The organism is Aeromonas tecta (genome assembly GCF_000820185.1).
GTDB lineage: Bacteria > Pseudomonadota > Gammaproteobacteria > Enterobacterales > Aeromonadaceae > Aeromonas > Aeromonas tecta.
Genome location: NZ_CDCA01000014.1, coordinates 1 through 22,774, shown reverse-complemented (window position 1 = coordinate 22,774; position 22,774 = coordinate 1). Strand labels below are relative to the sequence as shown.

The window sequence follows — 22,774 nt, the reverse complement described above, 5'->3', positions numbered from 1 at the left end:
CCCGCCCCACCCCGCTCACCGAGGCCTGCCCCTCCCTCAAGGAGGCGCGCGAATACAACTCGGACGACAAGCTGATCGAACTGTTGCTGGCACGGCGTCTCGATGGCGTCATCATGGAGTGGCAACATGCCCAGTACCGGCTGGCGCAGCTGGGGGCGGAGGAGTTCATTGCGTGTCAGCTGCTGCTGCACCAACTGCCGGTCAGCCTGATGTTCGCAAAAGAGGCGGTGAGCGATGCACAGCTCGCCCGCATCGACGCCGCCATCGCTGCCCTGCCCGCCCCCGCGTCGGCCTTTGCCCCGCCCAGCTGCCGTTTCGACAATACCCGCTTCTCGCAAACACGGGGCAGTTAAACAGCAGACGATGAATGCCCTAAATAAAAAAGGCGGCCCTTGGGCCGCCTTTTTTACGCTGGTATGTCTGACCTGATCCGCCGGTTGCCCGGCGTCCTGATCATCGACCGGTTGATCCGCGGATCAACGCAGCTGAGGGGTCTGGGTCAACACACCCATATTTTGGGCGCGATGGCGCAGCAGGTGATCCATCAACACCAGGGCCAGCATGGCCTCGGCGATGGGTACGGCACGGATGCCGACGCAAGGATCGTGGCGACCCTTGGTGATCATCTCGGTGGCCTCACCGCTGGTATTGATGGTCTTGCCCGGCACAGTGATGCTGGACGTGGGTTTAAGCGCCATGCTCACCACGATATCCTGCCCCGAGGAGATGCCCCCCAGGATGCCACCGGCGTGGTTGCTGGCAAAACCGCTCGGGGTCATCTCGTCGCGATGTTCCGAGCCTTTTTGCTCCACCACCGCGAAACCGTCACCGATCTCCACGCCCTTCACCGCATTGATGCCCATCATGGCGTGAGCGATATCGGCGTCGAGCCGGTCGAACACCGGCTCACCGAGGCCCACCGGCACATTGCGGGCGATGACCTGCACCTTGGCACCTATGCTGTTGCCCTCTTTTTTCAGATCGCGCATGTACTGATCGAGCGCCTCCAGCTTGCCCGCATCCGGGAAGAAGAAGGGGTTTTGCTCAATCTGCGCCCCATCGAACGCCTCGGCCTTGATGGGGCCAAGCTGGGAGAGGAAGCCGATAATCTCGATGCCGTGCATCTGTTTCAGATACTTCTTGGCAATGGCCCCTGCTGCTACTCGCATGGCGGTTTCCCGCGCCGAGGAGCGACCGCCGCCACGGTAGTCACGCTGACCGTATTTCTGGTGGTAGGTGTAATCGGCGTGGCCCGGGCGGAACAGGTCCTTGATGTCGGAGTAATCCTTGGAGCGCTGATCCTGGTTTTCGATCATCAGGCCGATGGAGGTGCCGGTGGTGCGGCCCTCGAACACCCCGGCCAGGATCTTCACCTCGTCGTCTTCACGGCGCTGGGTGGTGTAGCGGGAGGTACCGGGCTTGCGCCTGTCCAGATCGATTTGCAGATCCGCCTCGCTTATCTCCAGCCCCGGTGGGCAACCGTCGACCACGGCGCCAAGCGCCAGACCGTGGCTCTCGCCGAAGGTAGTGACCCGAAAGAGTTGGCCAAAACTGTTCCCTGCCATGGGTGCTCCTTGCTCTTAGCTCTTGTAAATCGCGAAATGGGGCTGGTATTGCTCGAGCTCTGCCTTGGTCATCACGAACACGCCGTGACCGCCGTTCTCGAACTCGACCCAAGTGAAAGGCACTTCGGGGAACTGGGCTTCCAGGTGGATCATGCTGTTGCCCACCTCGACCACCAGCACCCCCTCGTCTTTGAGGAAATCGGCGGCGTTGGCCAGCAGGCGCTTGGTGAGCTTGAGGCCATCGGAGCCGGAGGCCAGCGCGAGCTCGGGCTCGTGACGGAACTCGTCCGGCAGATCCGACATGTCTTCGGAATCCACGTAAGGCGGGTTGGAGACGATGAGATCGTACTTGTCACCGGCCGGCAGATCGCGCATCAGATCGGAGCGAATGGGGATCACCTGCTGCTCCAGGCCATGATCGCTGATGTTGCGCTCGGCCACGTTCAGCGCATCCACGCTGATGTCGATGGCGTCCACTTCCGCGTGGGGGAATTCGTGGGCCATGATGATGGCGATGCAACCCGAGCCGGTGCACAAGTCCATGATCCGGGTCGGCTCGTGTTTGAGGAAGGGGGCGAAGCGGTTGGCCACCATCTCGGCGATGGGGGAGCGCGGGATCAGCACTCGCTCATCCACGTAGAACTCCCAACCGGCATACCAGGCCTTGTTGGTCAGGTAGGCGGCAGGCACCCGCTCTTGCACCCGGCGGATGATGAGCTCGGCGATGCGATGACGCTCGCTAGTGGTCAGACGGGAGTGGCGCATGCCCTGATCCACGTCTGGCGGCAGATGTAACGCGGGCAGTACCAGCTGCACGGCCTCATCCCAGGCGTTGTCGGTACCATGTCCGTAGAAGATCCCGGCGTCGTTGAAACGACTCATGGCCCAGCGCAACATGTCCTGGATGGTGTGCATCTCGGCAACCACCTCATCGATAAATATCTTGTCCAAATCCACCTCCAAGTCGAGTAATATCCGGCCCGAGCATTCTTATATAGCGAGCAAGACGAGTACCTGATGAAAAAAACGCCCTCACCCACAGACGAGGAAAGCCTGCTGTTTCGCGATGCGGCCAAAGGTACTCGGAAAATAAAGCAAGATACCATAAGGGCCGAGTTGCGCCCGGTCAAGCAGAAACGCGAACTGCGTGAGAGCCGCGAAAAGCTTGGGGTCGACCACTTTTTCAGCGATGAGTATCAGCCCCATCTGGATGAGGATGGCCCGACCCGTTTCGTGCGCGAAGACGTGTCAAAATTCGAGCTGAAAAAGCTCAAGCGCGGCATCTATCCGCCGGAGATCTATCTGGACTTGCACGGCATGACCCAGAACCAGGCCAAACAGGAATTGGCCGCCTTGCTGACCCTGTGCCAAAAAGAGAACATTCACGTCGCCTCGGTGATGCACGGCATCGGCAAACACATCCTCAAGCAGCGGATCCCGAGCTGGCTGGCCCAGCACCCCAATGTGCGCGCCTTCCACCAGGCTCCCCGCGAGTGGGGGGGCGACAGCGCCATCTTGATATTGCTGGATATCGAAGAGTAGGTCGACGCCAGCACGCTAGGCGTCAATGTGAGAAGAGCGCGCCTAAGGCGCGCTTTCCATATGTAGCTTGAAGTTGTTGAGGATACTCTGCCAACCGGCGCGTTGTTGCTCGCCACTGTGCTCCGATTCGGCGTCGAACTCCTCGCTGATAAAGGTTTCCCCCGCCTCCTCCTTGAAGTGCACCGTCACGCTGCGGCCATCATCCATCACGTAGCGCAGCAGCGTTGGCGCCTCCACCGCGGTGAACGTGCCCTCAAAATCAAATCCCACACTGCCGTCCCTCGCCGCCATATGGTGGCAGAAACGCCCCCCGACCCTCAGGTCGACCCGGCTGTTGTCGGTGTGCCAATCCTCGGAGGCGGCGTTCCATTGCATGATGCTGGCGGGATCGTTCCAGCCCTGCCAGACGGCGGCGATCGGCCGCGATACCAGTACACTGACACTGATCTTCATGCTGTTTTTCCTCTTTTTATGATCGATGAAAGCGGGCTGGAGCGGCGGTAGCTGGCAATCGAGCAAGGTGCCTCGCCCTGTTGGCGCCAATGCCAGCACGTAACGTCACCCCGCCATCCGTCACCTATACCGCACCCGTCTCAGAGAGGCCGAGCTCGATACTGGCCTCAGCCTTGCGCCAGAAAGTGGGCCACCAGGGCGTTGGCATGGCCGTGGCCCATGCCGTGCTCTTCTTTCAGCCAGGCCACCAGCGCCATGTGTTTCTGCTCTTCCCGACTCGCCAACAGCGTCAGCCAGTGAGCAATGGGTTCACCGTATTTCTTCTCAATGGAGGGAAAATAAGAGGCGGGCCCCTTCACCTTGGGTTGTTCATCCATGACGGTCTCCTTGGGTCGCTGCGCCCGCAGTTGTGATACGGGCATAAGTGGCTCAGGGCTTGGGGGCGAACTGCTCGAACACCTGCTGACCAGTCAGGGTCGGGGTGTCGTTTTTGAGCGCATAAAAATCGGGCTTCTCATCGATAAAGATCTGGCTGACGAGCTCGAACGCCTGCTCCTGAAACAGGCCGGCGGACAGAATGTACTCATCCGTTGGCAACAGATGATAGAAGAGGTGAGTGCCGCAGGTCGGGCAGAAGCCGCGCTCCGCCCACTCGGACGAGCGATAGGCTGCCGGGGCGATCCCGGTAAAGCGAACCGCGGTGCCGCCGTGCACCGCAAACATGGGCCCGCCGGACCAGCGCCGGCACATGGCGCAGTGGCACAGGTTGACCTCTTTATGATCGCCGGTCGACACGACCACGCCGCCACACAGACAATGACCTTCCATAACTGTCTCCTTGGAAAAGATACCGAAGTCTCTTCGGCCATGCTTTCGCTCGATGGATAAATCCAACCGCTTGTCAGGTGCTCTCTGACAAGGACTTCGTGAAGCGGACCTGTCCATCGTCCTGAATACCGTCATCCAACCAGCCAAGATGACGATAAAAACCATTCGCCCTGACACGGGTGTCGGCGTCGGTCAGCAGCCAGATCTCGCGGCAACCTTGCGCCCCCAGCCAGCTCTCGGCCGTCTGCATCAGCTGGCGACCCAGCCCCTTGCCCTCGTGACTCTGGCGAACAAACAGGGCAAACACGCTCGCGTCGCTGACATCCGCCATGGCAAAGGCCACCACCCTGCCCTCGTCACAGGCGACCCAACCGCGCCCGCTGCCACTGAGCATAGCGGGCAGGCTGTCCGGGGTGATCCCAAGCTCGGCCAGCTCGGCGAGGGACATGTGATTTTCGCGTACCTGAGTGCGCACTTCGAACATCCCGGGAACATCCTCCGGGGTTGCAATACGTATTGTCATCAAATCTACTCTCTCTGGCCTCTCTGGCCTCTCTGGCCTCTCGGCCTTCTCTGAATGACGTTAGCTGGGTCAGCGTTTCGCCATCTCCTGCAAGGCGATGCGATTGCCCTCGGGGTCCTGAAACTCGGCCACCCGGATCTGCTCGCTTACCCTGGTAATAGGGTAGAGCTCCCTCGCCCCCGCAGTGAGGGCCCGGCGCATCGCCAACTCAATATCCCCCCCCCGCAGATAGATGCGCGTGCCATCGAGGCTTGGCACATAGCTCTCCCCCATGGCCAGGGCCCCCGAGCAGCCGGGAGCCTGTTCATCGAGGGGGAACAGCGCCATCTCGTTGCCATCGATAGCGACTCGCTCCAGGGTCAGCTCGAACACCTGCTGGTAGAAGCGGATGGCCCGCTCGAGATCTCGCACCGGAATTTCAAAATGGATGGCGATATTCATGAAAAAATCCTTTTGTGTATTGCTGCCAGGCACACCGCCAAGGGGGCTGACCCATGGGGAGATAACTGGTGATGTCGCCCACAGACCCCGCTTTTACGGCGCCTGCTTGGGTGCCTCCTGCGGCACTCTCAGGGCACTGGTTTTCAGCTGGATACAGGTCATCAGCAAGATGATGGCGCCACCCTTGATGCCAAACGCCAGGCTCAACAGATTGCCATACTCTCGTAACACAACAACAATGAAGCCGCTCATCAGCAACCCATTAATAAGCGGACGGCGGCGCACCTCATACATCTCCAGCCGGGAGTCACACCCTTTGCAGTGAAATTTAAGCCTGGGACTGATAAGAAACGCCTTGAACGGAAATAGCCGTTGTTGGCAAACGGGGCAGATACGCAAGGAAGAGAAGAACATATTGATTACAAGCTGGATAAGATAGCCATCATCAATAAAACAGCTTTGGTGATAAATCAACTCCCCATATTATCTTCACCCCAACCAATAGAGGGAGACGAACCCTCTCCCCCCGATTATTGGCAGCACTGCTTTATGCCGGGTTAGATTATTAGGCTACCCGGCATCCAGATTATTTATCAGGCAGCGGGCGCCCAGGGGCCACCCTTGGTGGGATCGTCCCCTTGCGTCCACCACTTGGCCTGATAAATGATACCTTTATGGCTCACCTTGTTACCCGCCGTATACACCTTGCTGGCAGCCCAGGCTGGAATATCCCCAACCGGCGGATTGGAAGGATCGACCGGGGCGGGATCCAGCTTGGCGACAATTCTGACCTTGGGCCAACTGGCATGAGAGCCATAGGTGTTGGTCACGCATTTCTCATAATCCCCCGGCACCAGCGCCGAATAAGCGGTCTGGAAGCCTACCAGCTCGCATTCAAAGGAATAACCACCGGGTCGGTCGGCGTAATATTTCCAATTGCCATCCCAGTTGGTATAAAGCACATCGGTGGTGCCATTCAAATTCAGGCTGCCATAGGGTGTCTGCTGCCAGCAGGTATTTTTCTCATCCGCCTTGATGGGGATCTGGTAATGAGCTGCCAGCCCTTCCCAATAACGAATGCGGTTGACCGGCTGACCCTTGTCCTTATTCTGCTCGCCACACTCGATGCCACCGTTGATGACGTTGATGGTGGTGCCAAAGCCGTAGCCGATACCGGCGGCCGTCTCACGCTGGGAAGGTACCCAGGTGCGGTCAATCACGTGCAGCATGGCGGGCTTGGGGGCCTGCGGGGTCAGGAAGAACCAGATGGCCGAAGCCAGGTTCAGCCAGGAGTCGGCAACCCGGCCGGGATCGTTCAGCAATACCGAAGCATCCCCCGCGAACATGGCCTCGGAGAAGGCGCCGTAGTTGAAATGATAGGAAAGCTGTTTCGCCCCGCGGCCAAAATAGCCCTGACCGGTGGCGCAAGGCCATTTCTTGTTTTGCCAATCATTCTGGCCACAGCCGGTGGTATAACCGGTCTGCCCTTCCGACCAGCCCATCTCACGCACATGCACCAGCGCCTGCTGCCACTCTTCCAGCCCAAGCGGATTATCGGAGCTGTTATTTTTAGCGATATGGCCACCGGTTTCCTGAGCGAAATGAGCAAAGGCCGTCACGATGGACTTCTTGCAGATGGCATCTGAATCACGGCCATCGGTATATTCACCACAAAACGCAGGGAATTTACCCACCGCACGCAAGAAACGCTCATAGGTATATTCTGGCGCCGCCATCTGGGTCAGAAAGTCCCAATCCGACTCGGTAAATACCCGCTCTACCCGTTTCACGTTATCCGGATTGCTGGCAAGGCGCGGCACTATGGCATCCACAATGGCATTGGGGCGCGTGGCTAATGCCTTTGACCAGATACCGTACATGGGATTGGCCGTCTTGGCCTTTTCAACGGCCGTGATATCGGCGGCAGCAATGACATAGCCACCACTATTTTGTGGGTCGGGCTGAATATTCATGGCGGCATAGGCTGGCGAGGCGCAGAGCGCCGCGACCAGCCAGGTAGAGCGCTTGGGTTGGAACATGGTAAGCATCCTTGTCTTGGCATAAAGTGCAGGCCGAGCATAGGCGCTTTAATTACTAAATTCATGGCGAGAATTAAGAATTTGGTGAATTTGTGAGCCATTTCACTCTGCAAAGACAGGAGCTCTGCCCGAGATGAAATCCCGTATTTTTAATGCCGCTACCAATAGGCTGGATATAAAGAAGCATGGCGGCGCCTTGTCTCGGCACCGCCAGCCATTCAGCATTAGATGGCCGTGAAATAACGGCGCCTGAATTGAGAGTACCTATCTAGAAAACGCTTCAAGGTGACAGCATGTCGCTTATGGCACCGACATCCGTGTCGCCCGGATCAGGATGTTGCGCGGCGTCATGGGCTTGTCACAAAACTCCCCCACTTCGACCCTGTAGCCCTGCTCTTGCAGGAAGAGTGCGCGATCCAGCGCCAGCCAGATCTCGAGTGGACGCCGAAACAGATGACGCACCAGCTCCATGCGAGCGACATCACCGAAACGCGCCTCCCCGCGGGCCAGGAAGGCGGCATAATCGAGCCCGGCAGGCAAACTCATGCCCTTGCGCTCGGCCGCCCAATGGCAGAAGGCCTCGAAACTGTCGGCCAACAGGCTCTTTTGCATATTGGGGACCGGCAAATAGGCATCCACCCCGCGCACTTGGCGTTGCAGGCAATCAAAGCCGAGCCGCCACACCACCTCCTGCTCACGGAGGCGGGCGATGCGGGCACCGCTGGTGACCGTCTCTTGCAGCGGCAGGCGCAAATCGGCCTTGGCCAATCTCAGGACACTGCCCTTGGCGGCCGAAGAGAGAGGACGATAGTCGCTGCCCCGGATCAGGTGATAACAGCAGGGCGAGATAGAGACGCCGCGGGCGCCCCGCTCCACCACCCGCTCCAGCAGGTGGGTGTGCAGCTCGCCGCAGGCATGCAGCGCCATGGCATGGTGTTCGGAGGCGATCAGCGCCGCCGACTCGGCGGCGAAGGCGTCGGCCTCGATAAACTGCATGCGGGCACCATCGCGCTGAGCGAGCTCGCGCCCCGCCTCACAGAGCGGGCCCTGTAGCTCCAGGCTGGTGATCTCGGCACTGCGATGCACCGACACCAGCCGCCCCAGGTGCCCCTTGCCGGCGCACCACTCCAGATAGGGGCCCTGGTGGGGTGGCAGGCAACCGGTGAACGCCTCAATCTGGGCCTGCTTGCGCCCCGGCATGTGCAGCGCCATCCCCTTGCCGCAATCGATGGGCTCTGGCTCGAATCGCGCCAGCTCGCTCAAGGCGTGCAGCTCGGCCCCGCCCGGGATCCAGGGCGCCAGCAAGGCGGCCAGCGCGGCCATGTCACCATCCAGCCGGGTTATCTCCTCAAGGCTCAGGCGATTGAGCTGGGCGGCCAAGTCTGGCGCCTGCCCGGCAAAGGCCAGCGTCAGATGGTGATAAGGCTGATATTGCCACCAGCCTCTTGCGTCAATCAGCAAGCGGTCCAGTTGTTGAAAACGGTGAGCCAGCACGGCGGGGATGTCCTGCAATCAAAAAAGAGGGCCATTCTAGCGATCCCTCATCAAAAAGCACTCCTCGCGGCGAACGGGCGGCGGTAAACCGTCAAACCACCATCAACGCCGACACGGGTCAGACCTGCCGCTTTGGCCTGTGGGGGTAGCCTGACAAAGAGCATGGATTTGTGCTATATTCCGCCCCCTTGTTAGCACGGCGCGCTCCGGCGGGCCGTTTTCCCCCTATAAACGGAATCGAAACATGACCATCAATGCCATCCTGCAAGAGCGCGCGGGCGCCAAGTGTGAACTCTGTGGAGCAGAGCAGGCCCTGACTGCCTTCCTGGTACCACACTCCCCCGCCAGTGACGACGATCACAGCGTGGCGCTGTGCTCTGTCTGCCTTGGTCAGCTGGAGCAACCGGACACCACCGACGTCAACCACTGGCGTTGCCTGGGTGACAGCATGTGGAGCCAGGTGCCTGCGGTGCAGGTGATGGCATGGCGCCAGCTTAAAAACCTGTCAGCCCGGGGCGAGCTCTGGGCCCAGGACATGCTGGACATGATGTACATGGAAGAAGAGACCAAGGCCTGGGCCGAGGCAGGCGCTGCCAGCGACGATGACGACAGCGTGCCGACAGTCGATTCCAACGGCGCCGTGCTGGCAGAAGGCGATTCCGTCACCCTGATCAAGGATCTCGAGGTCAAGGGCGGCGGCTTCACCGCCAAGCGTGGCACCCTGGTCAAGGGCATCCGCCTGACCAACAACCCGCTGCACATCGAGGGCAAGGTCAACGGCGTGCAAATCGTGCTGGTCGCGGCCTACCTGAAGAAGGCCTGATCCGGCCTGCGGCAAGCCCTGCATGCCACGAAAAAGCGCCCAATGGGCGCTTTTTCTATTGATGGCAGCCAGCAATGCCAGCTGACTTATCCCTCGTACCGGCAGACCTGGTTGCGACCGCTGCGTTTGGCCTGATAGAGCGCCCGATCCGCCTGCGCCAACAACTCGGCGCAAGAGGGATAAGCGCCCTCCTCCCCTTGCAGGGTACAGCTCACCCCGAGGCTGATGGTGACCGGGACAATTTGCCCTTCTAGCGAGATGGTCATGGCTTCCACCCTGGCCCTCAGCCGCTCGGCCACCCTGACGCCATCGGCCAGATCGCTCTCTCCCAGCAACAACATGAACTCCTCCCCGCCATAACGACCCAGCCGATCGCTCTCCCTGAGCTCCGCCGCCGCCACTTTCACCAGCTGCTGCAACACCAGATCGCCGGCAGGGTGACCATGGTTGTCGTTGATCTGCTTGAAGTGATCCAAGTCCAGCATGATGAGGCACAGCGGCTCGCCGCTGCGCTTTGCCAGCTGCATCTGCTGATCGAAACGCTCCATCAGGGCCCCGCGATTGAGGGCGCCGGTCAATACATCCCGGCAGGATCGCTCCTTGAGCTGAGCCAGCGCCGCTTCCAGCTGAGCATTGAGTTCATGCACCTGGCGATAGAGCTGGGCCTTCTCGATGATGGAGGAAACGAGCCGCGCCAGGTAGACAAACACCTCCTGATGCAGCTTCTGGTAGGTGTGTTTGCTGGCGCTGGAGAAAAACAGGAATCCGATGCCCTTGCCATCCACCTGCAACGGGCAAGTCAGACTGGAGCGCACCCCCTCCCGCAGCACCAGACGCGTGGAGAGCGAGCGAGGATGCTCGGCCAGATAAACCTCGAGATCGTTGATGATCCTGGGCTCCCCCGTCTCCAATATCTGGGCCAGGCTGCTGCCGATCAGCTTGGCGCGATAGCCTTCTTTGAGTCGCGGCGGCTGCTTGATGCGGCTCTTTGACCAGAAGGATCGCACCCGCATGCCATCGTCACAGAGCAGGGCGCAGCCGATGCGGTCGTAGGGGATAAATTCGGCGAAGGTGTCGTAGATGAGGTTGAGGGTATCTTCGATGAAGAGCCCCTTGCTGACCTCGGCGGCGATCTCTTGCAGCCGATGCAGCTCACGAAAACGCCGATCCAGGCTGTCTGCCAGTTCGTTGAGTTCCAGAACGAGGGGGTCAAGCCCGGCGGTATCATCAGAGTGTGGCTGCCTGACGGCGAAGCGACCCTCTTTCAGCTCGCGGATCATGGCTTGCAGGGGGGGTAATGCGGTAGATAGGGACATGAGTACAACTTGGTTACGCTAAACAAATACCGTGCCAGTATACCTTCGATACTGATTCATTAATCACAACCAGATCAATTTATCGCCACAAAGCAGCCCCTCAAGATAGCAATGGGCGACAGATGCTTACCAAACCCTGCTGCGCGGCGCACTCACCATCGTGATCCGGCCACCATGAATGTTACCGTTTGAAGCTCAACCCTTGTCTTTTGCTTGCTTTGCAGATAAATATCACTAGGTTGTAGAGACATCGGTGACAGCCGAGCGGGCCTGCTGGCGCCGCATAATCAAGCAGTCAGCCGGCGAATTGGCCTTTACCGCCCCTATGACTGGGGCCATGGGCAGGTGCTGCAGCAACCGCCCATACGCACAGCAAGATAAGAGATCCCCTTGCCATCAGTGTGCAGTCGATGGAAAGACACACCCCGGGCAGTCGCTGCCCCCTTTTAAGGAAGAACCCATATGGCTAAGGCATCCAAGAAAGACATCAAGAAGAAGATCGAGAACAGCAAGGCGAAAATTGCCAAGCACGAAGGCAAGATCAAGAAGCTGAAAAAAGCCCTGAAATAAGGCTTGTGAGTATAAAACCGCCCGAGGGCGGTTTTTTCATGGGTTGATGAAACAGGTTACCCGGCGGGACCTCCTTTCTCAGGATATGACAGCTCGGCTAAGTGCCAGAAATATCGCCACAAATAAGCGGCGCATGCCGCTGGACGCGGCCCTTGGCACGGAGCATTATGAGCGCTTTTACAAGGGAAATATCATGAGTCTGGACACATGGATGTTGTTCTTCCTGGCCTATCTGCTGGCGACCCTGACCCCGGGCCCCAATGTGCTGCTGGTGATCAAAAATGGGCTACAGCTCGGCTGGCGTGCGGCCCTGCTGACCATAGGCGCGAACCTGCTCTGCCAGGCGATCCTTATTTTTCTGGTGGCCATGGGCGTCGGCGCCCTGCTGCAAACTTTGCCGCCGCTGTTTATCGCCCTCAAGCTGGCAGGCGGTGGTTACCTCATCTATCTCGGTTACAAGGCGCTGCGGGCGACCCGCGCGGGTAGCCAGGCGGCTCATCCGGTTAGCGGGAGCACCAAATCCCGGCGCAATAGCGCCCTGCTGCGAGAGGCGTTCCTGGTGTCGGCCAGCAACCCCAAGACCATCATCTTCCTCTGCGCGCTGCTGCCCCAGTTTCTCGATCACCAAAGCCCGCTGCCCATTCAGTTCTTCACCATGTACCTGACCATCTGCGTCATCGTCAGCCTGGTGCACCTGAGCTATGTGGCCCTGGCCAGACGCGCCGGCAGCTACTTCAAGCCGGGACGGGGCCAGCACCTGTTCGGCCGCATCACAGGTGGGCTCTTCATCACCCTCGGCGGCGCCATCCTGCTAAGCGGTCGCCCCTGAGTGCACAATAAAAAACCGCCATCAGGCGGTTTTTTATTTCCAGAGTCTTGAGCCTTCAACCCAGTGACCATGACTGCCAATGTCTGGCGGTCACCAACACTTCCTGCTCAAGCCAACACTTGCTCGCCGCTAGCCCATTGAGCGTCTCTGTCAGCACAGAACCAAATTGCCCTTCCCAGGATTCGCTTTGCCAGGGGATCTTGCCCTGCGCTCCTTCAAATGGGAGACCTAGAGGACGGGCATAGTGAGGGAGATAGTCCATCAGATTGATGGGTTGCCAGAGTGCCAGGGGACAGTCGATGGCATGAGCCAGTTCCGCGGCAATGTCCAGCCCACGCTGATCCAGATCGCCAAAATGGGCCCAAGGTATGGGGCCAGATAGCAGCGGCATGACCTTCTTTGCCAAGGCAGTGTTACGGCCCGGTACATAGAGCAGCAACTCTCCCGGCTGCAGCGGGTAATCCACGAAGGCGCCCTTGTTCTCCACCGTCACTATCTGATGCCCTTGCCACTCGATACGTTGCAGCCCGACCAAGGCCCGCTCCGGCAACGCGAGCTCCCCGAGTAGATCGATGACGGATGTCATGTCGTGGTGCCTTTCATTTTTGTCGATCAAGACGAGAGAGGTCTTGGTTCGTAGCCGGATCACCTCATCACCGAACACCTGGATCCCCAGCTCAGCGACTCGCGCCAACTGAGGCTGTGATAGCAAACCCTTGCAGTCACGCTGCCAGAGGCCATTCAAGGTGGCCCCGTTGACATTGCTTGGCAAGGTGCAACCCAATGCGGTCAAGGCGACCTCCCCTGACCAGAGTTGCCCACCCGCGGCTTCACTCAGCTTCTTGAGCAGAAACTCGCGGCCCCGCTCGTTCAGTTGCCGCTTGGCACTACGCCCCACCGGCTGCACGCCGTTGATATTCCTCAGCATCTCATCGAGTTCTCGACCCGCGGCGCTGTTGAGCAAGATCCCCTGCCCCGCCACCAGCGTCAGCAGCCGTTCACTCAGTGCGCGTATATCGGGGCGCTCAAAAAATACCATTGGCATCACCCCCAGGATCTTGATTCAGTGCACCATGGGCAGGCCCCGCGCTCACATCAGCCTCGCCCGGCCGGACACCCTGATCGCGCTGCCTGGTTCGGCCGGGATCTCGGCGCGCAGACGCGACGGCATGCCCATGTCCTCCCCCTGCACTATGTCGATGGCACCATTGTGGGGCCAGTGAAGATCCCGCAAATAACCCGCAAAGGCCGCGGTGGCGGCTCCGGTGGCGGGATCCTCATAGACACCGCCAAAGGCGAAGGGATTGCGGGTATGGAACCATTGCTCCCCTTCGGCAAACACCAGCAAGACAGTCGCCCAGCCCTGTGCCCGCATCAGGGTGCGCCCCTGTGCCAATTCATAATGCATGGCCGAGAGGGTGGCGCGATCTTTTAGCGCCAGCACCAGATGATCGGCGCCGCCGTGGATGAGCGCCGGGGGGATGCGGGGATCCAGATCCGCGGCAGTATAGCCAAACAGTGCCAGGGTGGCGGCGACCGTCTCCGCCGGGGCGGATCGGCTGTGGGTCGGTGGTGACTGCAGCGCCGCCTGCCAGGCCCCCGCCTCATCCTGCCAGCCCGAGACCTGGATCCGCGCCTTGCTCAAGTGCAACTCGTGCTCCCCTGCGCCAAAACGCCGGGCCAGTGCGACCCCGAGGGCGATGGTGGCATGGCCACAGAAAGGCACCTCGGCCTCGGGCGAGAAGTAACGTACCCGCCACTCACGCGGCTCATCGGCCTGCCCACCCTCTGCCAGCGGCGCGGCGAAGGCCGTCTCCGAGAAACCCACCTCGGCGGCGATGCGCTGCATCTCCTCAGGCACGGGCAGACTGGCGCCAATCCAGACGCCCGCCGGATTACCCCCTTGCGGACCATCAGCAAAGGCAGCGATACGTACCAACTCGGTTTTCCATTCCTTCATGACTACTCCTTGTAATTTCACATCATAAAACGACTCGACTCACGGCCCTGCCGGGGTGACGACGCCATGGGTTGCCACCGATAAGCATCTCATGAGCCCCGCCAGGACGCAGCCAACAGAGGGCCAGCTTACCCGTAAAATTAAGTGGCGCACAGGTGCCGCTTGGGCGCCGCGGATCCCGGCGCTGGCAACTAGAGTTGAGAGGATTGTGTTTGTATATGAGCCTGTTGTGGAGCGCCATATGTTTTCTTACACCCTGAGTTTTCGCGAAGAATCCGACAAGTTGACGGCCCCCGAGCACGAGATCTCCCTGCAAAGCCCCGCCCAGGCGGGGGACTTCATCATTCTCTCCGACGGCAGTCGCCATCAGGTGATGCTGGTCACCCACAGGGCCCACTACAGCAGCCTCTATCTCGACAAAGGGGTGAGAATGCCCCAGAGCTGAGGGGCGCAAGGTCCCAGGGCGAGTTTCGGGTCGTCTGAGGTGACTAGCGCACCATCGTCAGCGGGATCGCACGAGCCAGCTCAGGTCTCACCTCCTCCGCCGATAACGTCTGTTCAGCGCGCTTGTTGGATGACTGGGCGGCAGAGAAAACAGCCGCAGAGCAATGAGATCCTGGAAACCACAAGAGTGGGAAGACACAGTGCGTTGTTATGTACCGAGAGGCCCCGATCACTTGCATATCGAGCCATCGGATAGCTGAACAGCAGCATAAATACCTGTCACCACTCCTGCGGAAATCAAAAAATTCACCAAACAGTTATAAAGCAGTCATTTCATTTGCCATATTGGCGGATAACCGGCTGCCTCGGACGACAAACAGGCTGGGACTGCCGGTGCCTCCTCTCCTCTGGGCTTAATCTCCAGCCTGCCGCGCCAGCTTCCTCAGACGATGGCTTCCGGCCGACGGCGCACATACCATGATTCCCATGGTCAGCAGTACCCCCGCCACGCCCCAACCCACCTGCTGCCAGGGAACCGATGCGCCCAGCAGCTGATCGCAGAGCAACACCAGCACAGGAATGAGGTAGGTGTAGGCCGAGACCTGCTCTGGCTGCAGTGCCACGCTGCCCTGCTGGAACAGAAAGAAGCTCAGTGCCGTGGCAAACAGCGTCAGATAGCCCATGCCTAGCCAAAGCGGCAGCGAGATGCTGAGCCAGTCGATGGCCAGCAGCCGGGGCGCCGTCACCAGGGTGAGCAGCACGCTCGCGCAGATCAGGGTCCAGCAGGTGAGATGGACGAAGGACTCGCCCCGGTAGTAGCGTTTGACCAGGATGGGGTTGAGGGCCATGGCCACACAGCCGAGCAGGTAGAGGCGGTTGCTCGGAGTGAGGCTCAGGCTCGCCACCTCGGCGAGATCCCCCCGAAAGATGATAAGCGCCGCCGCCACCATGCCCCCCAGCAAGGCAATCCCCATCAGCAGGCCAATGGGGCGGCGCATGATCAACATGCTGGCCAGGGCGCTGATCAGGGGCACTGTGGTGTAGAGGGCGCTGGCATCGAGCGCACTGGTCTCTTTCAATGCCACGAACATGGCGACGAAGTAGCAAAGTGCCGGCAAGCAGATCAGGGTGTAGCGCCCCAGATCCCGCCAGGAGGGTAACACCAGCTTGCGCTGGCAGCCAAGCAACACCACGAAGCAAAGGGCCGCCAGCAGATAGCGCACCCAGGTGACCACCAGAGGATCCAGTGCGGCGGTCAGGGCGCTACCGATGGGAAACGACAAACTGATGAGCAGGGTGAACAGCAGCACCTTGCCGTGAGCCTTGGCGAGCGGAAAAGAGGTATGTGACATGGCATAAACCTGTGTGACTGACGCCCCCCACGAGGCGCCGATAAGACAAAGGGGATCAGTAGCGCCCGTGGGGGGCCGCGGCAGCAGGCGCCTGTGACCCACACCCGTTCAGGGTTGCCAACAGCTGATTGAGCAGGCTGGAGGCACCGAAGCGAAAATGCGCGGCATCCGCCCAGTGCTCGCCAAACTGGCTCGCCGCCAGCATGACTCGACTGGCCTCTGGGGTAGCATTGACTGCCACCTTGCCGGTGGAGGTCTTGATAAAATCGACTCCCTCCTCGATGGCGAGTAGGGAGGCGGCGCGAATAAGCGCGGGTTCCTTCAGCTCACCGGACTCGATGATCACCTTGAGCACGCGATCGCCACAGAGCACCTTGCAACGGCGCACCAATGCCCGCGCCGAGGCCTCGTCCCCGGCCATCAGCGCGCGCCAGGGGATCACCAGATCGATTTCGTCGGCGCCATCATGGAGGGCGGCGCGGGTCTCGGCCAGCACGGCCTCGGGTTCATCTTCCCCACGGGGGAAATTTACCACGGTCGCGACCTTGATGGTTGGTGTGCCCTGAGCGGTCAGGGTGGCCCGTGCCAGGGTCACAAAGCGGGGATAGACGCAAACGGCGGCCGTATTGCCATAAGGCGTCTTCGCCTGCTGGCAGAGCGCGATGATGCGCGCATCGATGTCGTCGGCTGGTGAGATCCATCAGGCTGATGGCCCGGATGGCGGCCTGCTTGAGATCCAAAGGGGTGGCTGAGGGCATAAGAAAGCTCCGACATGGTTGGGATAGGGGGTCATAAACAGGGGCGCCGCAGCGCCCCGCAACAGAGGAATAAGGGTCAAAGCGCCAGGGAGAAGAAGACGCCGGCGATGGCGGCGCTCATCAAGTTGGAGCAGGTGGCGGCCAGCACGGTGCGCAGGCCATGACGGGCGATAAAATCGGTGCGTGACGGGCACAGGGTACCGAGGCCGCCGATCAGGATCCCCATGGAGGCGAGGTTCGCGAAGCCACACAGAGCGAAGCTGATGATCACCTTGGATTTCTCCTCCAGCACCTGCAGTCCGGCCGCGGTCACAGCGCTGGCGTCTTTCAGGTAGGGGGCGAGATCGCTGTAGGCCACGAACTCGTTCACCACCAGCTTCTTGCCGATCATGGCGCCGGCGATGCCGATGTCGGCCAGCGGCACCCCGAGCAGGAAGGCCAGCGGCGAGAAGATCCAACCCAGGATGATCTCAAGAGAGAGCGACATGCCCATCATGTCTCCCACCCCACCGAGCAAAGTATTGACGAGCGTAACCAGCCCTATCATGGCGATCAGCATGGCGCCGATGGCCGCCGCCAGTTTGAGGCCACTGCTGGCACCCTCGCCGGCCGCCGCCAGCACGTTCTCCGGCTTCTTGCCATCGAACTGCACGCTGTGATCGAACTCATAATCCGGCTGGCTGGTCTCGGGGATGATCAGCTTGGCGAACAGGATGCCGCCGGGGGCCGCCATGAAGGAGGCCGCCAGCAGGTACTGCATGTCCACCCCCATCATGGCGTAGCCCGCCAGTACGGTGCCGGAGACCGAGGCCATGCCGCCACACATCACGGCGAAGAACTCGGAGTCGCTCATCTTGGGCATATAGGGCTTGACCACCAGGGGCGCCTCGCTCTGGCCGACGAAGACGTTGGCCACCGCCGACATGGACTCGGTCTGGGAGGTGCCGAGCAGGCGCGCCATGGCACCGCCGATGAAGCGGATCACCAGTTGCATGATGCCGAGGTAATAGAGCACGGCGATCAGCGCCGAGAAGAACACCACCAGCGGCAACACGTTGAGGGCGAACACGAAGCCGATGCCATCCACCGAGAAGTTGACCAGGTTGCCAAACAGGAAATGGATACCGGCCTTGCCACTGGCCAGCACCGCATCGACGCCGTGGGCCATGGCCTCCAGCGCCCGCCGACCCAGCGGCACATAGAGCACCAGGGCACCGATGAGCACCTGCAAGGCCAGCGCCAGCCCCACGGTGCGCAGGCGAATGGCCCTGCGATTGGTCGAGGCAAGAATGGCGATGAGCACCAGCGCCGCCATGCCGAGAAATCCTGCTGCAAACATATGACCTCCTGGTCTTGGCGATTAGAAGTGGTGGCGAATGAAGGCGTTGATGAGGCGAATGAAGTCCGCTTCCGCCAGCTTGGCGCACTTGAGGGTCTGCTCGTGGGAGAGCTGCACGTCGCCGAGTCCCTCCGCCATGTTGGTGATGGCGCAGATGGCCAGCACCGGCAGGCCGCAGTGGGCGGCACTGACCACCTCGGGCACCACCGACATGCCCACCACGTCGCCGCCGATGATCTGCATCATGCGGATCTCGGCCGCGGTCTCGAAGCAGGGGCCGCTGTAGGAGACGAACACCCCCTGATTGACCGCGATCCCCTCGCCTTCGGCCACCGCCAGCGCCTCGCTGCGCAGTTCCTTGTCATAGGCATTGGCCAGGCTGAAGAAGCGCGGGCCGTAGGCCTCGTCGTTGGCGCCGGTCATGGGGGTACCCGGCATGGTGTTGATGTGATCGTTGAAGATGACCAGGGAGCCGACCCCGATCCGCTCCGGGCGCAATGAGCCGGCGGCATTGGTCACCAGCAGCAGCTCGCAGCCCAGGCGTTTGAAGGTGCGCACCGGGGTGGTCATCACCTTCATGGTCTCGTGCTCGTAGTAGTGGCCGCGCCCCTTCATGCAGATGACGTCCACCCCGTGCAACTTGCCGAGCACCAGCTCGCCGCTGTGGCCCACCACTGTGCTGACCGGGAAGCCATCGAGCTCCTCGTAGGGGATGCAGACCTTTTCCTCCAGCGCATCGGCCAGTACCCCGAGGCCGGAGCCCAGGATCATGGCGGCGCGGGGGGCAAACCCTGGTTTGCGAGCGAGAATGGTGGCGACGGCGTTGAGAACGGGATCTTGTGACTTATCTTGCTGTGGGTTGTGCATGGAGTGCGCCTCATTGAGTGATTGAAGAAACGATGGGCTCACTCTAGGGGAGGTATTTGGCGAGAAAAATCGTTAAAATCGGCCCTACTATCCTGATTTTCGGCACAATAAAACCTTACTCAAACCGTTTGAGTGGCTGAAAAGGCGAAAAAGGCGCTGATTGACGCCGTTTTGTGCCCGAACGGCAGAGTGGCGAGCAGGTTGTTAACCCAAAGGAGGCGCAGAGTGTGAGCCGGATCGTCCCCAGCCCCCTCAGCCGGGTCGCTGCGGATAGTACTGGATGCGCAATCTTTGACGGGGATCTCACCCCATATGACATAGACAGGAGGTTTCCTTGTCCCTCGACAGCAACTGGCGCGATCGCGTCACCCTCAAGATGCTGCGCTACTTCCATGAGGTGGCTCGCTGCGGTCACTTCAGCCGGGCCGCCGAGCGGCTGAATATCTCCAAATCGCCGCTCAGCGCCCAGATCAGGGAGCTGGAAGCCGTGCTGGGACTGACCCTGTTCGAGCGCAACACCCGCCAGGTACAGCTCACTCCCGGCGGGCGCCTGCTGATGGACGAATGCAGCCTGCTGTTCGACGTGCTGGAGAGCGGCCTCAACAAGGTGGTGCAGGCGGGGCGCATGGAGCGCAACCAGATCCGCATCGGCCTGGTCAGCTCCATCTTCTGGGCGGGCTTCGGCGAGGTGATAAGAGAGTGTCACCGGCTGCACCCCGAGTACGAGATCTCCTTCACCGAGCTGTCGCCTGAGAAGCAGAAACAGGCGCTGGCCAACAAGGAGATCGACATCGGCCTCGCCCGCTTCGCCGACACCTTCAACATCCACCCCCTCCAGGCCGAGAGTGTCTATCGCGAATCCATGATGCTGGCGGTATCGGACGAGCACCCGCTGCGAGATCGCAAGCGGGTCTCCCTCACCGAGCTGGCGGGCGAGCGCTTCGTGCTGATGAGCCGAGCCAATTCTGCCTCCACCGATCTCATCATCAACGCCTGCCTGATGGAGGGTTTCTACCCCCAGCTCACTCAGGAGGTGGTCGAGCCCAATACCCTGATGGCGGTGGTGGCCACCAGCCAGCAGATTGCCCTCGCCCCGGCCAGCTATGCCCACCAGAAGTGGCCCCATGTGCGCTTCGTGCGCCTCGAGCAGCAGATCCCGGCCGATGTCTGCGTGCTCTATGCCCCGCAGACGGCCACGCAACCCGCCTCCCCGGTGATCCGCGGCTTCATCGATACCATGATCCAGCAGATGAACCCGCCTGCCGGCGACTGAGCTAACCGGCGCCGTTTGCCCGGGGTGTAAGCGGTGCTGCTTCTTCCCAGCCAGATGGAATGGGATGGCAGCGCGACTCCCCCCTTGAGCACCTCGCGATCAACGTCCCTTCTTCAAAACGAGAGAATGCCGAGTCTTGCTCTCCAGACTCGCGCAGATCAAGGCCCTGTGAGCCACGTATCAAGGTAAGCAGCAAGGCTCCTCGGCGGCCATCAGGGCGGCTGTGCGGGCAGTGAACAAATCTGTGATAACAAGCACTTGCCCGCGGTTGTGTGGCGGATAAGCCGCGCCGCATAATGGGACTCGCCAGCGGGAAAAAGCCAAGTCTGTGCCCTCTGGTCCCATGAGGCCATAAGAGACATGAGATGGAGGTCGTTATGCGCAAAGGATCCGGATTGGTCGTGTGCGGCCTGCTGCTGGCTGCCGGGTTATGGACCCAAGCCGCGCTGGCCGAGGTCATTCATGTGCGCCTGATCGGCAGCAATCAGACCGACAATCCCCTGCTGCAATACCGCCAAACCCTGCTGGAGAGCGCCATTCGCAGCGCAGGCCACAGGCCGGATGTGCAATTTTGCTCGCTGCCGGCGGGAGTCACCTCCGACAAGCGCGCCGCCACCGAGGTTCACCTCGGCACCCGTTGCAACATGCTGGCCACCTCCATCGGCGCCGCCTTCGCCAATCAGCTCGATCTCATTCCCGTTCCCCTCTACCTCGGGGGTGGCGGTTACCGAGTGCTGCTGCGGGCGGAGCAGGGCGCCGTACTGGATGGCATCACCAGCAAGGAGGCGCTGGCCTCCCTGCGCGTCGGCGGCGGCACCACCTGGGTGGACAGCGATATCTACCGCGCCAATGGCTTGCAGGTGGTCAGCTCCGAGTACCCCAACCTGTTTCCCATGCTCAAGGCCGGGCGCTTCGATGTGCTGCCCCGCGCCATCTTCGAGGTACTGCCCGAGGTCGACCGTTTCGGGCCCGGGCTCGTCATCGACAATCGGCTGCTCTTGCACTACCCAAGCGATCTCTTCTTCTACGGCGCCCCCGAGAACAGGCGCACCAATGAGATAGTGGCCGCCGGCCTTGACATCATGTACCACAACGGCAGCTTCCAGGCGCTGCTGCGCAGCCATGCCTCGACCCGGCTGGCGTTGCAGCAGCTGGATCTGCCCTCTCGCATCGTGATTACGCTGGATAACCCCTATCTCAGCGAAGATCAGCAGGCAATCCTGCGCCGCTATCACCCCGAGTGGCAGGACCCCTTCCCCGCGACCCAGGCAGCGCAATAGGGCCGCGCCTGCCAATCATCACGGCAGAGGAGCCCCTTTTGGCGAATAGGCACCGCAAAGGGATCGACGGCCGGATAATCGTCTGCGGGTTGACCTTCCCTCAGGGGGAAGAGTCAAGGTGACAGTAACGAGAACCTGATGGGGAAGCTTTCTATGAACAGACGTGACTTTTTGATCCGGGGCTCACTGCTCGGACTCGCCGGCGCACTGCCGCTCTCCTATTCCCGCCTGCTGTCTGCCGCCGAGCCGCAAAGCCTGCCCATTCCGCCTCTGCTCACCCCGGACGCAGCAGGCAATATCGCCCTGACGGCGCAGCCCGGTGTCACCGTCTGGCGCGGCAAGGAGACGATAACCTGGGGCTATAACGGCGCCCTGCTTGGCCCGACCCTGAAGCTGCGCACCGGCCAGGCCATCCAGTTGCATACCCTGAACAAGCTGCCGGAGACCACCACTGTGCATCTGCACGGGCTGGAAATACCCGGCGACGCCGACGGCGGCCCCCAGGCCATGATCGCGCCAGGGGAGACCCTCACCAGCCGTTTTACCCTGACCCAACCCGCCGCCACCTGCTGGTATCACCCTCACGCCCACGGCAAAACCGGGCGCCAGGTGGCCATGGGACTCGCCGGTCTCATCCTCATCGATGACGAGGAGAGTGCGCGCTGGCCGCTCCCTGCTCGCTGGGGCATCAACGACGTTCCCGTGGTCATTCAGGACAAGCGCCTCGATGCCAAGGGCCAGATAGACTATCGGCTCGATGAGATGAGCGCCGCCGTGGGCTGGTTCGGGGACCTGCCCCTGGTCAACGGCGCCCTGGCGCCGCAGCATGTGGCGCCTCGCGGCTGGGTGCGGCTTCGCGTTCTCAACGGCTGCAATGCCCGATCCATGCGCCTGGCCCTTGGCGGCAACCAGCCGTTCTATGTGATTGCCTCCGATGGGGGCTTCCTGCCAGAACCCGTCAAACTCACCGAACTGGAGGTACTGATGGGGGAGCGCTTCGAGGTCTTGGTAGAGCTCAAAGACAAAGTCATCGAGCTGCTCGCCCTGCCCGTTGCCCAGATGGGCATGGCCCTCCCCC

At 60.9% G+C, this 22,774-nt stretch carries 22 protein-coding genes and 3 pseudogenes; 8 read left to right on the top strand and 17 right to left on the bottom strand.

The features are described from left to right. Nucleotides 1-353 (top strand): annotated as a pseudogene (locus BN1137_RS22685) (ABC transporter substrate-binding protein); the annotation flags it as partial. 123 nt (nt 354-476) lie between these two features. Here the strand turns inward: BN1137_RS22685 and aroC are convergent. Together aroC and prmB are read right to left on the bottom strand one after the other, a co-directional pair. Then, complete coding sequence (gene aroC, locus BN1137_RS03435; protein ID WP_050717260.1) at nt 477-1,565, bottom strand: chorismate synthase; 1,089 nt, start codon at nt 1,563-1,565, stop codon at nt 477-479. A 15-nt stretch (nt 1,566-1,580) separates the two neighbouring features. Then, a complete protein-coding gene (gene prmB / locus BN1137_RS03430) occupies nt 1,581-2,516 on the bottom strand; it encodes a 50S ribosomal protein L3 N(5)-glutamine methyltransferase (RefSeq protein WP_050717259.1) in 936 nt (311 codons plus the stop codon). A gap of 66 nt (nt 2,517-2,582) precedes the next feature. On the opposite strand from prmB, the gene smrB reads away from it, so the two are divergent. Then, nucleotides 2,583-3,107, top strand: a complete 525-nt coding sequence (smrB, locus tag BN1137_RS03425) for an endonuclease SmrB (protein WP_050717258.1) — start codon at nt 2,583-2,585, stop codon at nt 3,105-3,107. Nucleotides 3,108-3,149: 42 nt separating this feature from the next. On the opposite strand, the gene BN1137_RS03420 is transcribed toward smrB, so the two are convergent. The 8 genes and pseudogenes from BN1137_RS03420 to BN1137_RS03385 form a co-directional block, all read right to left on the bottom strand. Then, entirely contained in the window at nt 3,150-3,560 is a 411-nt protein-coding gene (locus BN1137_RS03420) for an SRPBCC domain-containing protein (RefSeq protein ID WP_050717257.1), read from the bottom strand. A 167-nt stretch (nt 3,561-3,727) separates the two neighbouring features. Further along, complete coding sequence (locus tag BN1137_RS03415; RefSeq protein WP_050717256.1) at nt 3,728-3,937, bottom strand: DUF4287 domain-containing protein; 210 nt, start codon at nt 3,935-3,937, stop codon at nt 3,728-3,730. A gap of 52 nt (nt 3,938-3,989) precedes the next feature. After that, nucleotides 3,990-4,388 (bottom strand): GFA family protein, encoded by a 399-nt coding sequence (locus tag BN1137_RS03410; RefSeq protein ID WP_050717255.1) that lies wholly within the window; start codon nt 4,386-4,388, stop codon nt 3,990-3,992. A gap of 73 nt (nt 4,389-4,461) precedes the next feature. Continuing rightward, on the bottom strand, nt 4,462-4,911 hold the full coding sequence (locus BN1137_RS03405) for a GNAT family N-acetyltransferase (RefSeq protein WP_050717254.1): 450 nt from the start codon (nt 4,909-4,911) through the stop codon (nt 4,462-4,464). A 69-nt stretch (nt 4,912-4,980) separates the two neighbouring features. Then, entirely contained in the window at nt 4,981-5,352 is a 372-nt protein-coding gene (locus BN1137_RS03400; protein WP_050717253.1) for a VOC family protein, read from the bottom strand. Between the two features lie 93 nt (nt 5,353-5,445). Continuing rightward, nucleotides 5,446-5,604 carry a hypothetical protein gene (locus tag BN1137_RS22795; RefSeq protein WP_157433614.1) on the bottom strand — a complete coding sequence of 53 codons (159 nt, stop codon included), beginning with the start codon at nt 5,602-5,604 and terminating at the stop codon, nt 5,446-5,448. 341 nt (nt 5,605-5,945) lie between these two features. Next, nucleotides 5,946-7,391, bottom strand: a complete 1,446-nt coding sequence (locus tag BN1137_RS03390) for a chitinase (protein WP_083443350.1) — start codon at nt 7,389-7,391, stop codon at nt 5,946-5,948. 300 nt (nt 7,392-7,691) lie between these two features. After that, a pseudogene (locus tag BN1137_RS03385) lies at nt 7,692-8,920 on the bottom strand (methyltransferase). Nucleotides 8,921-9,129: 209 nt separating this feature from the next. On the opposite strand from BN1137_RS03385, the gene BN1137_RS03380 reads away from it, so the two are divergent. Beyond that, nucleotides 9,130-9,708 carry a PhnA domain-containing protein gene (locus BN1137_RS03380; protein ID WP_050717251.1) on the top strand — a complete coding sequence of 193 codons (579 nt, stop codon included), beginning with the start codon at nt 9,130-9,132 and terminating at the stop codon, nt 9,706-9,708. An 86-nt stretch (nt 9,709-9,794) separates the two neighbouring features. Here BN1137_RS03380 and BN1137_RS03375 read toward each other — a convergent pair whose 3' ends face one another. Further along, nucleotides 9,795-11,024: a sensor domain-containing diguanylate cyclase gene (locus tag BN1137_RS03375; RefSeq protein ID WP_083443349.1), complete on the bottom strand. Its 1,230-nt coding sequence runs from the start codon at nt 11,022-11,024 to the stop codon at nt 9,795-9,797. Nucleotides 11,025-11,787: 763 nt separating this feature from the next. Between BN1137_RS03375 and BN1137_RS03370 the strand changes: the two genes are divergently transcribed. Next, nucleotides 11,788-12,423: a LysE family translocator gene (locus tag BN1137_RS03370; protein ID WP_050717261.1), complete on the top strand. Its 636-nt coding sequence runs from the start codon at nt 11,788-11,790 to the stop codon at nt 12,421-12,423. A 55-nt stretch (nt 12,424-12,478) separates the two neighbouring features. On the opposite strand, the gene BN1137_RS03365 is transcribed toward BN1137_RS03370, so the two are convergent. Both BN1137_RS03365 and BN1137_RS03360 read right to left on the bottom strand, forming a co-directional pair. Beyond that, nucleotides 12,479-13,462, bottom strand: a complete 984-nt coding sequence (locus tag BN1137_RS03365; RefSeq protein ID WP_050717249.1) for a Wadjet anti-phage system protein JetD domain-containing protein — start codon at nt 13,460-13,462, stop codon at nt 12,479-12,481. Nucleotides 13,463-13,513: 51 nt separating this feature from the next. Next, on the bottom strand, nt 13,514-14,383 hold the full coding sequence (locus tag BN1137_RS03360; protein ID WP_050717248.1) for a PhzF family phenazine biosynthesis protein: 870 nt from the start codon (nt 14,381-14,383) through the stop codon (nt 13,514-13,516). Between the two features lie 241 nt (nt 14,384-14,624). Between BN1137_RS03360 and BN1137_RS03355 the strand changes: the two genes are divergently transcribed. Beyond that, nucleotides 14,625-14,828 carry a hypothetical protein gene (locus BN1137_RS03355; RefSeq protein WP_050717247.1) on the top strand — a complete coding sequence of 68 codons (204 nt, stop codon included), beginning with the start codon at nt 14,625-14,627 and terminating at the stop codon, nt 14,826-14,828. Between the two features lie 412 nt (nt 14,829-15,240). On the opposite strand, the gene BN1137_RS03350 is transcribed toward BN1137_RS03355, so the two are convergent. The 4 genes and pseudogenes from BN1137_RS03350 to xapA form a co-directional block, all read right to left on the bottom strand. Next, on the bottom strand, nt 15,241-16,179 hold the full coding sequence (locus BN1137_RS03350; RefSeq protein WP_050717246.1) for a DMT family transporter: 939 nt from the start codon (nt 16,177-16,179) through the stop codon (nt 15,241-15,243). Nucleotides 16,180-16,234: 55 nt separating this feature from the next. Next, nucleotides 16,235-16,937, bottom strand: a pseudogene (gene deoC, locus BN1137_RS03345) (deoxyribose-phosphate aldolase). A gap of 76 nt (nt 16,938-17,013) precedes the next feature. Beyond that, on the bottom strand, nt 17,014-18,276 hold the full coding sequence (locus BN1137_RS03340) for a NupC/NupG family nucleoside CNT transporter (RefSeq protein WP_050717245.1): 1,263 nt from the start codon (nt 18,274-18,276) through the stop codon (nt 17,014-17,016). A 21-nt stretch (nt 18,277-18,297) separates the two neighbouring features. Continuing rightward, nucleotides 18,298-19,143, bottom strand: coding sequence for a xanthosine phosphorylase (gene xapA, locus BN1137_RS03335; RefSeq protein ID WP_050717244.1), 846 nt, complete (start codon nt 19,141-19,143; stop codon nt 18,298-18,300). Nucleotides 19,144-19,477: 334 nt separating this feature from the next. Here xapA and BN1137_RS03330 point away from each other — a divergent pair, with 334 nt between their 5' ends. From BN1137_RS03330 to BN1137_RS03320, 3 genes are all read left to right on the top strand, one after another. Beyond that, nucleotides 19,478-20,416, top strand: coding sequence for a LysR family transcriptional regulator (locus BN1137_RS03330; protein ID WP_050717243.1), 939 nt, complete (start codon nt 19,478-19,480; stop codon nt 20,414-20,416). Between the two features lie 377 nt (nt 20,417-20,793). Next, a complete protein-coding gene (locus tag BN1137_RS03325) occupies nt 20,794-21,696 on the top strand; it encodes a hypothetical protein (RefSeq protein ID WP_050717242.1) in 903 nt (300 codons plus the stop codon). A 153-nt stretch (nt 21,697-21,849) separates the two neighbouring features. Continuing rightward, nucleotides 21,850-22,774: multicopper oxidase domain-containing protein (locus BN1137_RS03320; RefSeq protein WP_157433613.1), on the top strand; the 925-nt coding region annotated here is incomplete at its 3' end.

Bases quoted from the DNA above. Each gene is read 5' to 3' on its own strand.
- smrB (WP_050717258.1), top strand. From the start codon at position 2,583: ATGAAAAAAACGCCCTCACCCACAGACGAGGAAAGCCTGCTGTTTCGC.
- BN1137_RS03360 (WP_050717248.1), bottom strand. From the start codon at position 14,383: ATGAAGGAATGGAAAACCGAGTTGGTACGTATCGCTGCCTTTGCTGAT.
- BN1137_RS03340 (WP_050717245.1), bottom strand. From the start codon at position 18,276: ATGTTTGCAGCAGGATTTCTCGGCATGGCGGCGCTGGTGCTCATCGCC.
- aroC (WP_050717260.1), bottom strand. From the start codon at position 1,565: ATGGCAGGGAACAGTTTTGGCCAACTCTTTCGGGTCACTACCTTCGGC.
- BN1137_RS03415 (WP_050717256.1), bottom strand. From the start codon at position 3,937: ATGGATGAACAACCCAAGGTGAAGGGGCCCGCCTCTTATTTTCCCTCC.
- xapA (WP_050717244.1), bottom strand. From the start codon at position 19,143: ATGCACAACCCACAGCAAGATAAGTCACAAGATCCCGTTCTCAACGCC.
- BN1137_RS03410 (WP_050717255.1), bottom strand. From the start codon at position 4,388: ATGGAAGGTCATTGTCTGTGTGGCGGCGTGGTCGTGTCGACCGGCGAT.
- BN1137_RS03420 (WP_050717257.1), bottom strand. From the start codon at position 3,560: ATGAAGATCAGTGTCAGTGTACTGGTATCGCGGCCGATCGCCGCCGTC.
- BN1137_RS22795 (WP_157433614.1), bottom strand. From the start codon at position 5,604: ATGAGCGGCTTCATTGTTGTTGTGTTACGAGAGTATGGCAATCTGTTG.
- BN1137_RS03380 (WP_050717251.1), top strand. From the start codon at position 9,130: ATGACCATCAATGCCATCCTGCAAGAGCGCGCGGGCGCCAAGTGTGAA.
- BN1137_RS03405 (WP_050717254.1), bottom strand. From the start codon at position 4,911: ATGACAATACGTATTGCAACCCCGGAGGATGTTCCCGGGATGTTCGAA.
- BN1137_RS03350 (WP_050717246.1), bottom strand. From the start codon at position 16,179: ATGTCACATACCTCTTTTCCGCTCGCCAAGGCTCACGGCAAGGTGCTG.
- BN1137_RS03365 (WP_050717249.1), bottom strand. From the start codon at position 13,462: ATGGTATTTTTTGAGCGCCCCGATATACGCGCACTGAGTGAACGGCTG.
- BN1137_RS03375 (WP_083443349.1), bottom strand. From the start codon at position 11,024: ATGTCCCTATCTACCGCATTACCCCCCCTGCAAGCCATGATCCGCGAG.
- BN1137_RS03390 (WP_083443350.1), bottom strand. From the start codon at position 7,391: ATGTTCCAACCCAAGCGCTCTACCTGGCTGGTCGCGGCGCTCTGCGCC.
- BN1137_RS03325 (WP_050717242.1), top strand. From the start codon at position 20,794: ATGCGCAAAGGATCCGGATTGGTCGTGTGCGGCCTGCTGCTGGCTGCC.
- BN1137_RS03400 (WP_050717253.1), bottom strand. From the start codon at position 5,352: ATGAATATCGCCATCCATTTTGAAATTCCGGTGCGAGATCTCGAGCGG.
- BN1137_RS03370 (WP_050717261.1), top strand. From the start codon at position 11,788: ATGAGTCTGGACACATGGATGTTGTTCTTCCTGGCCTATCTGCTGGCG.
- BN1137_RS03355 (WP_050717247.1), top strand. From the start codon at position 14,625: ATGTTTTCTTACACCCTGAGTTTTCGCGAAGAATCCGACAAGTTGACG.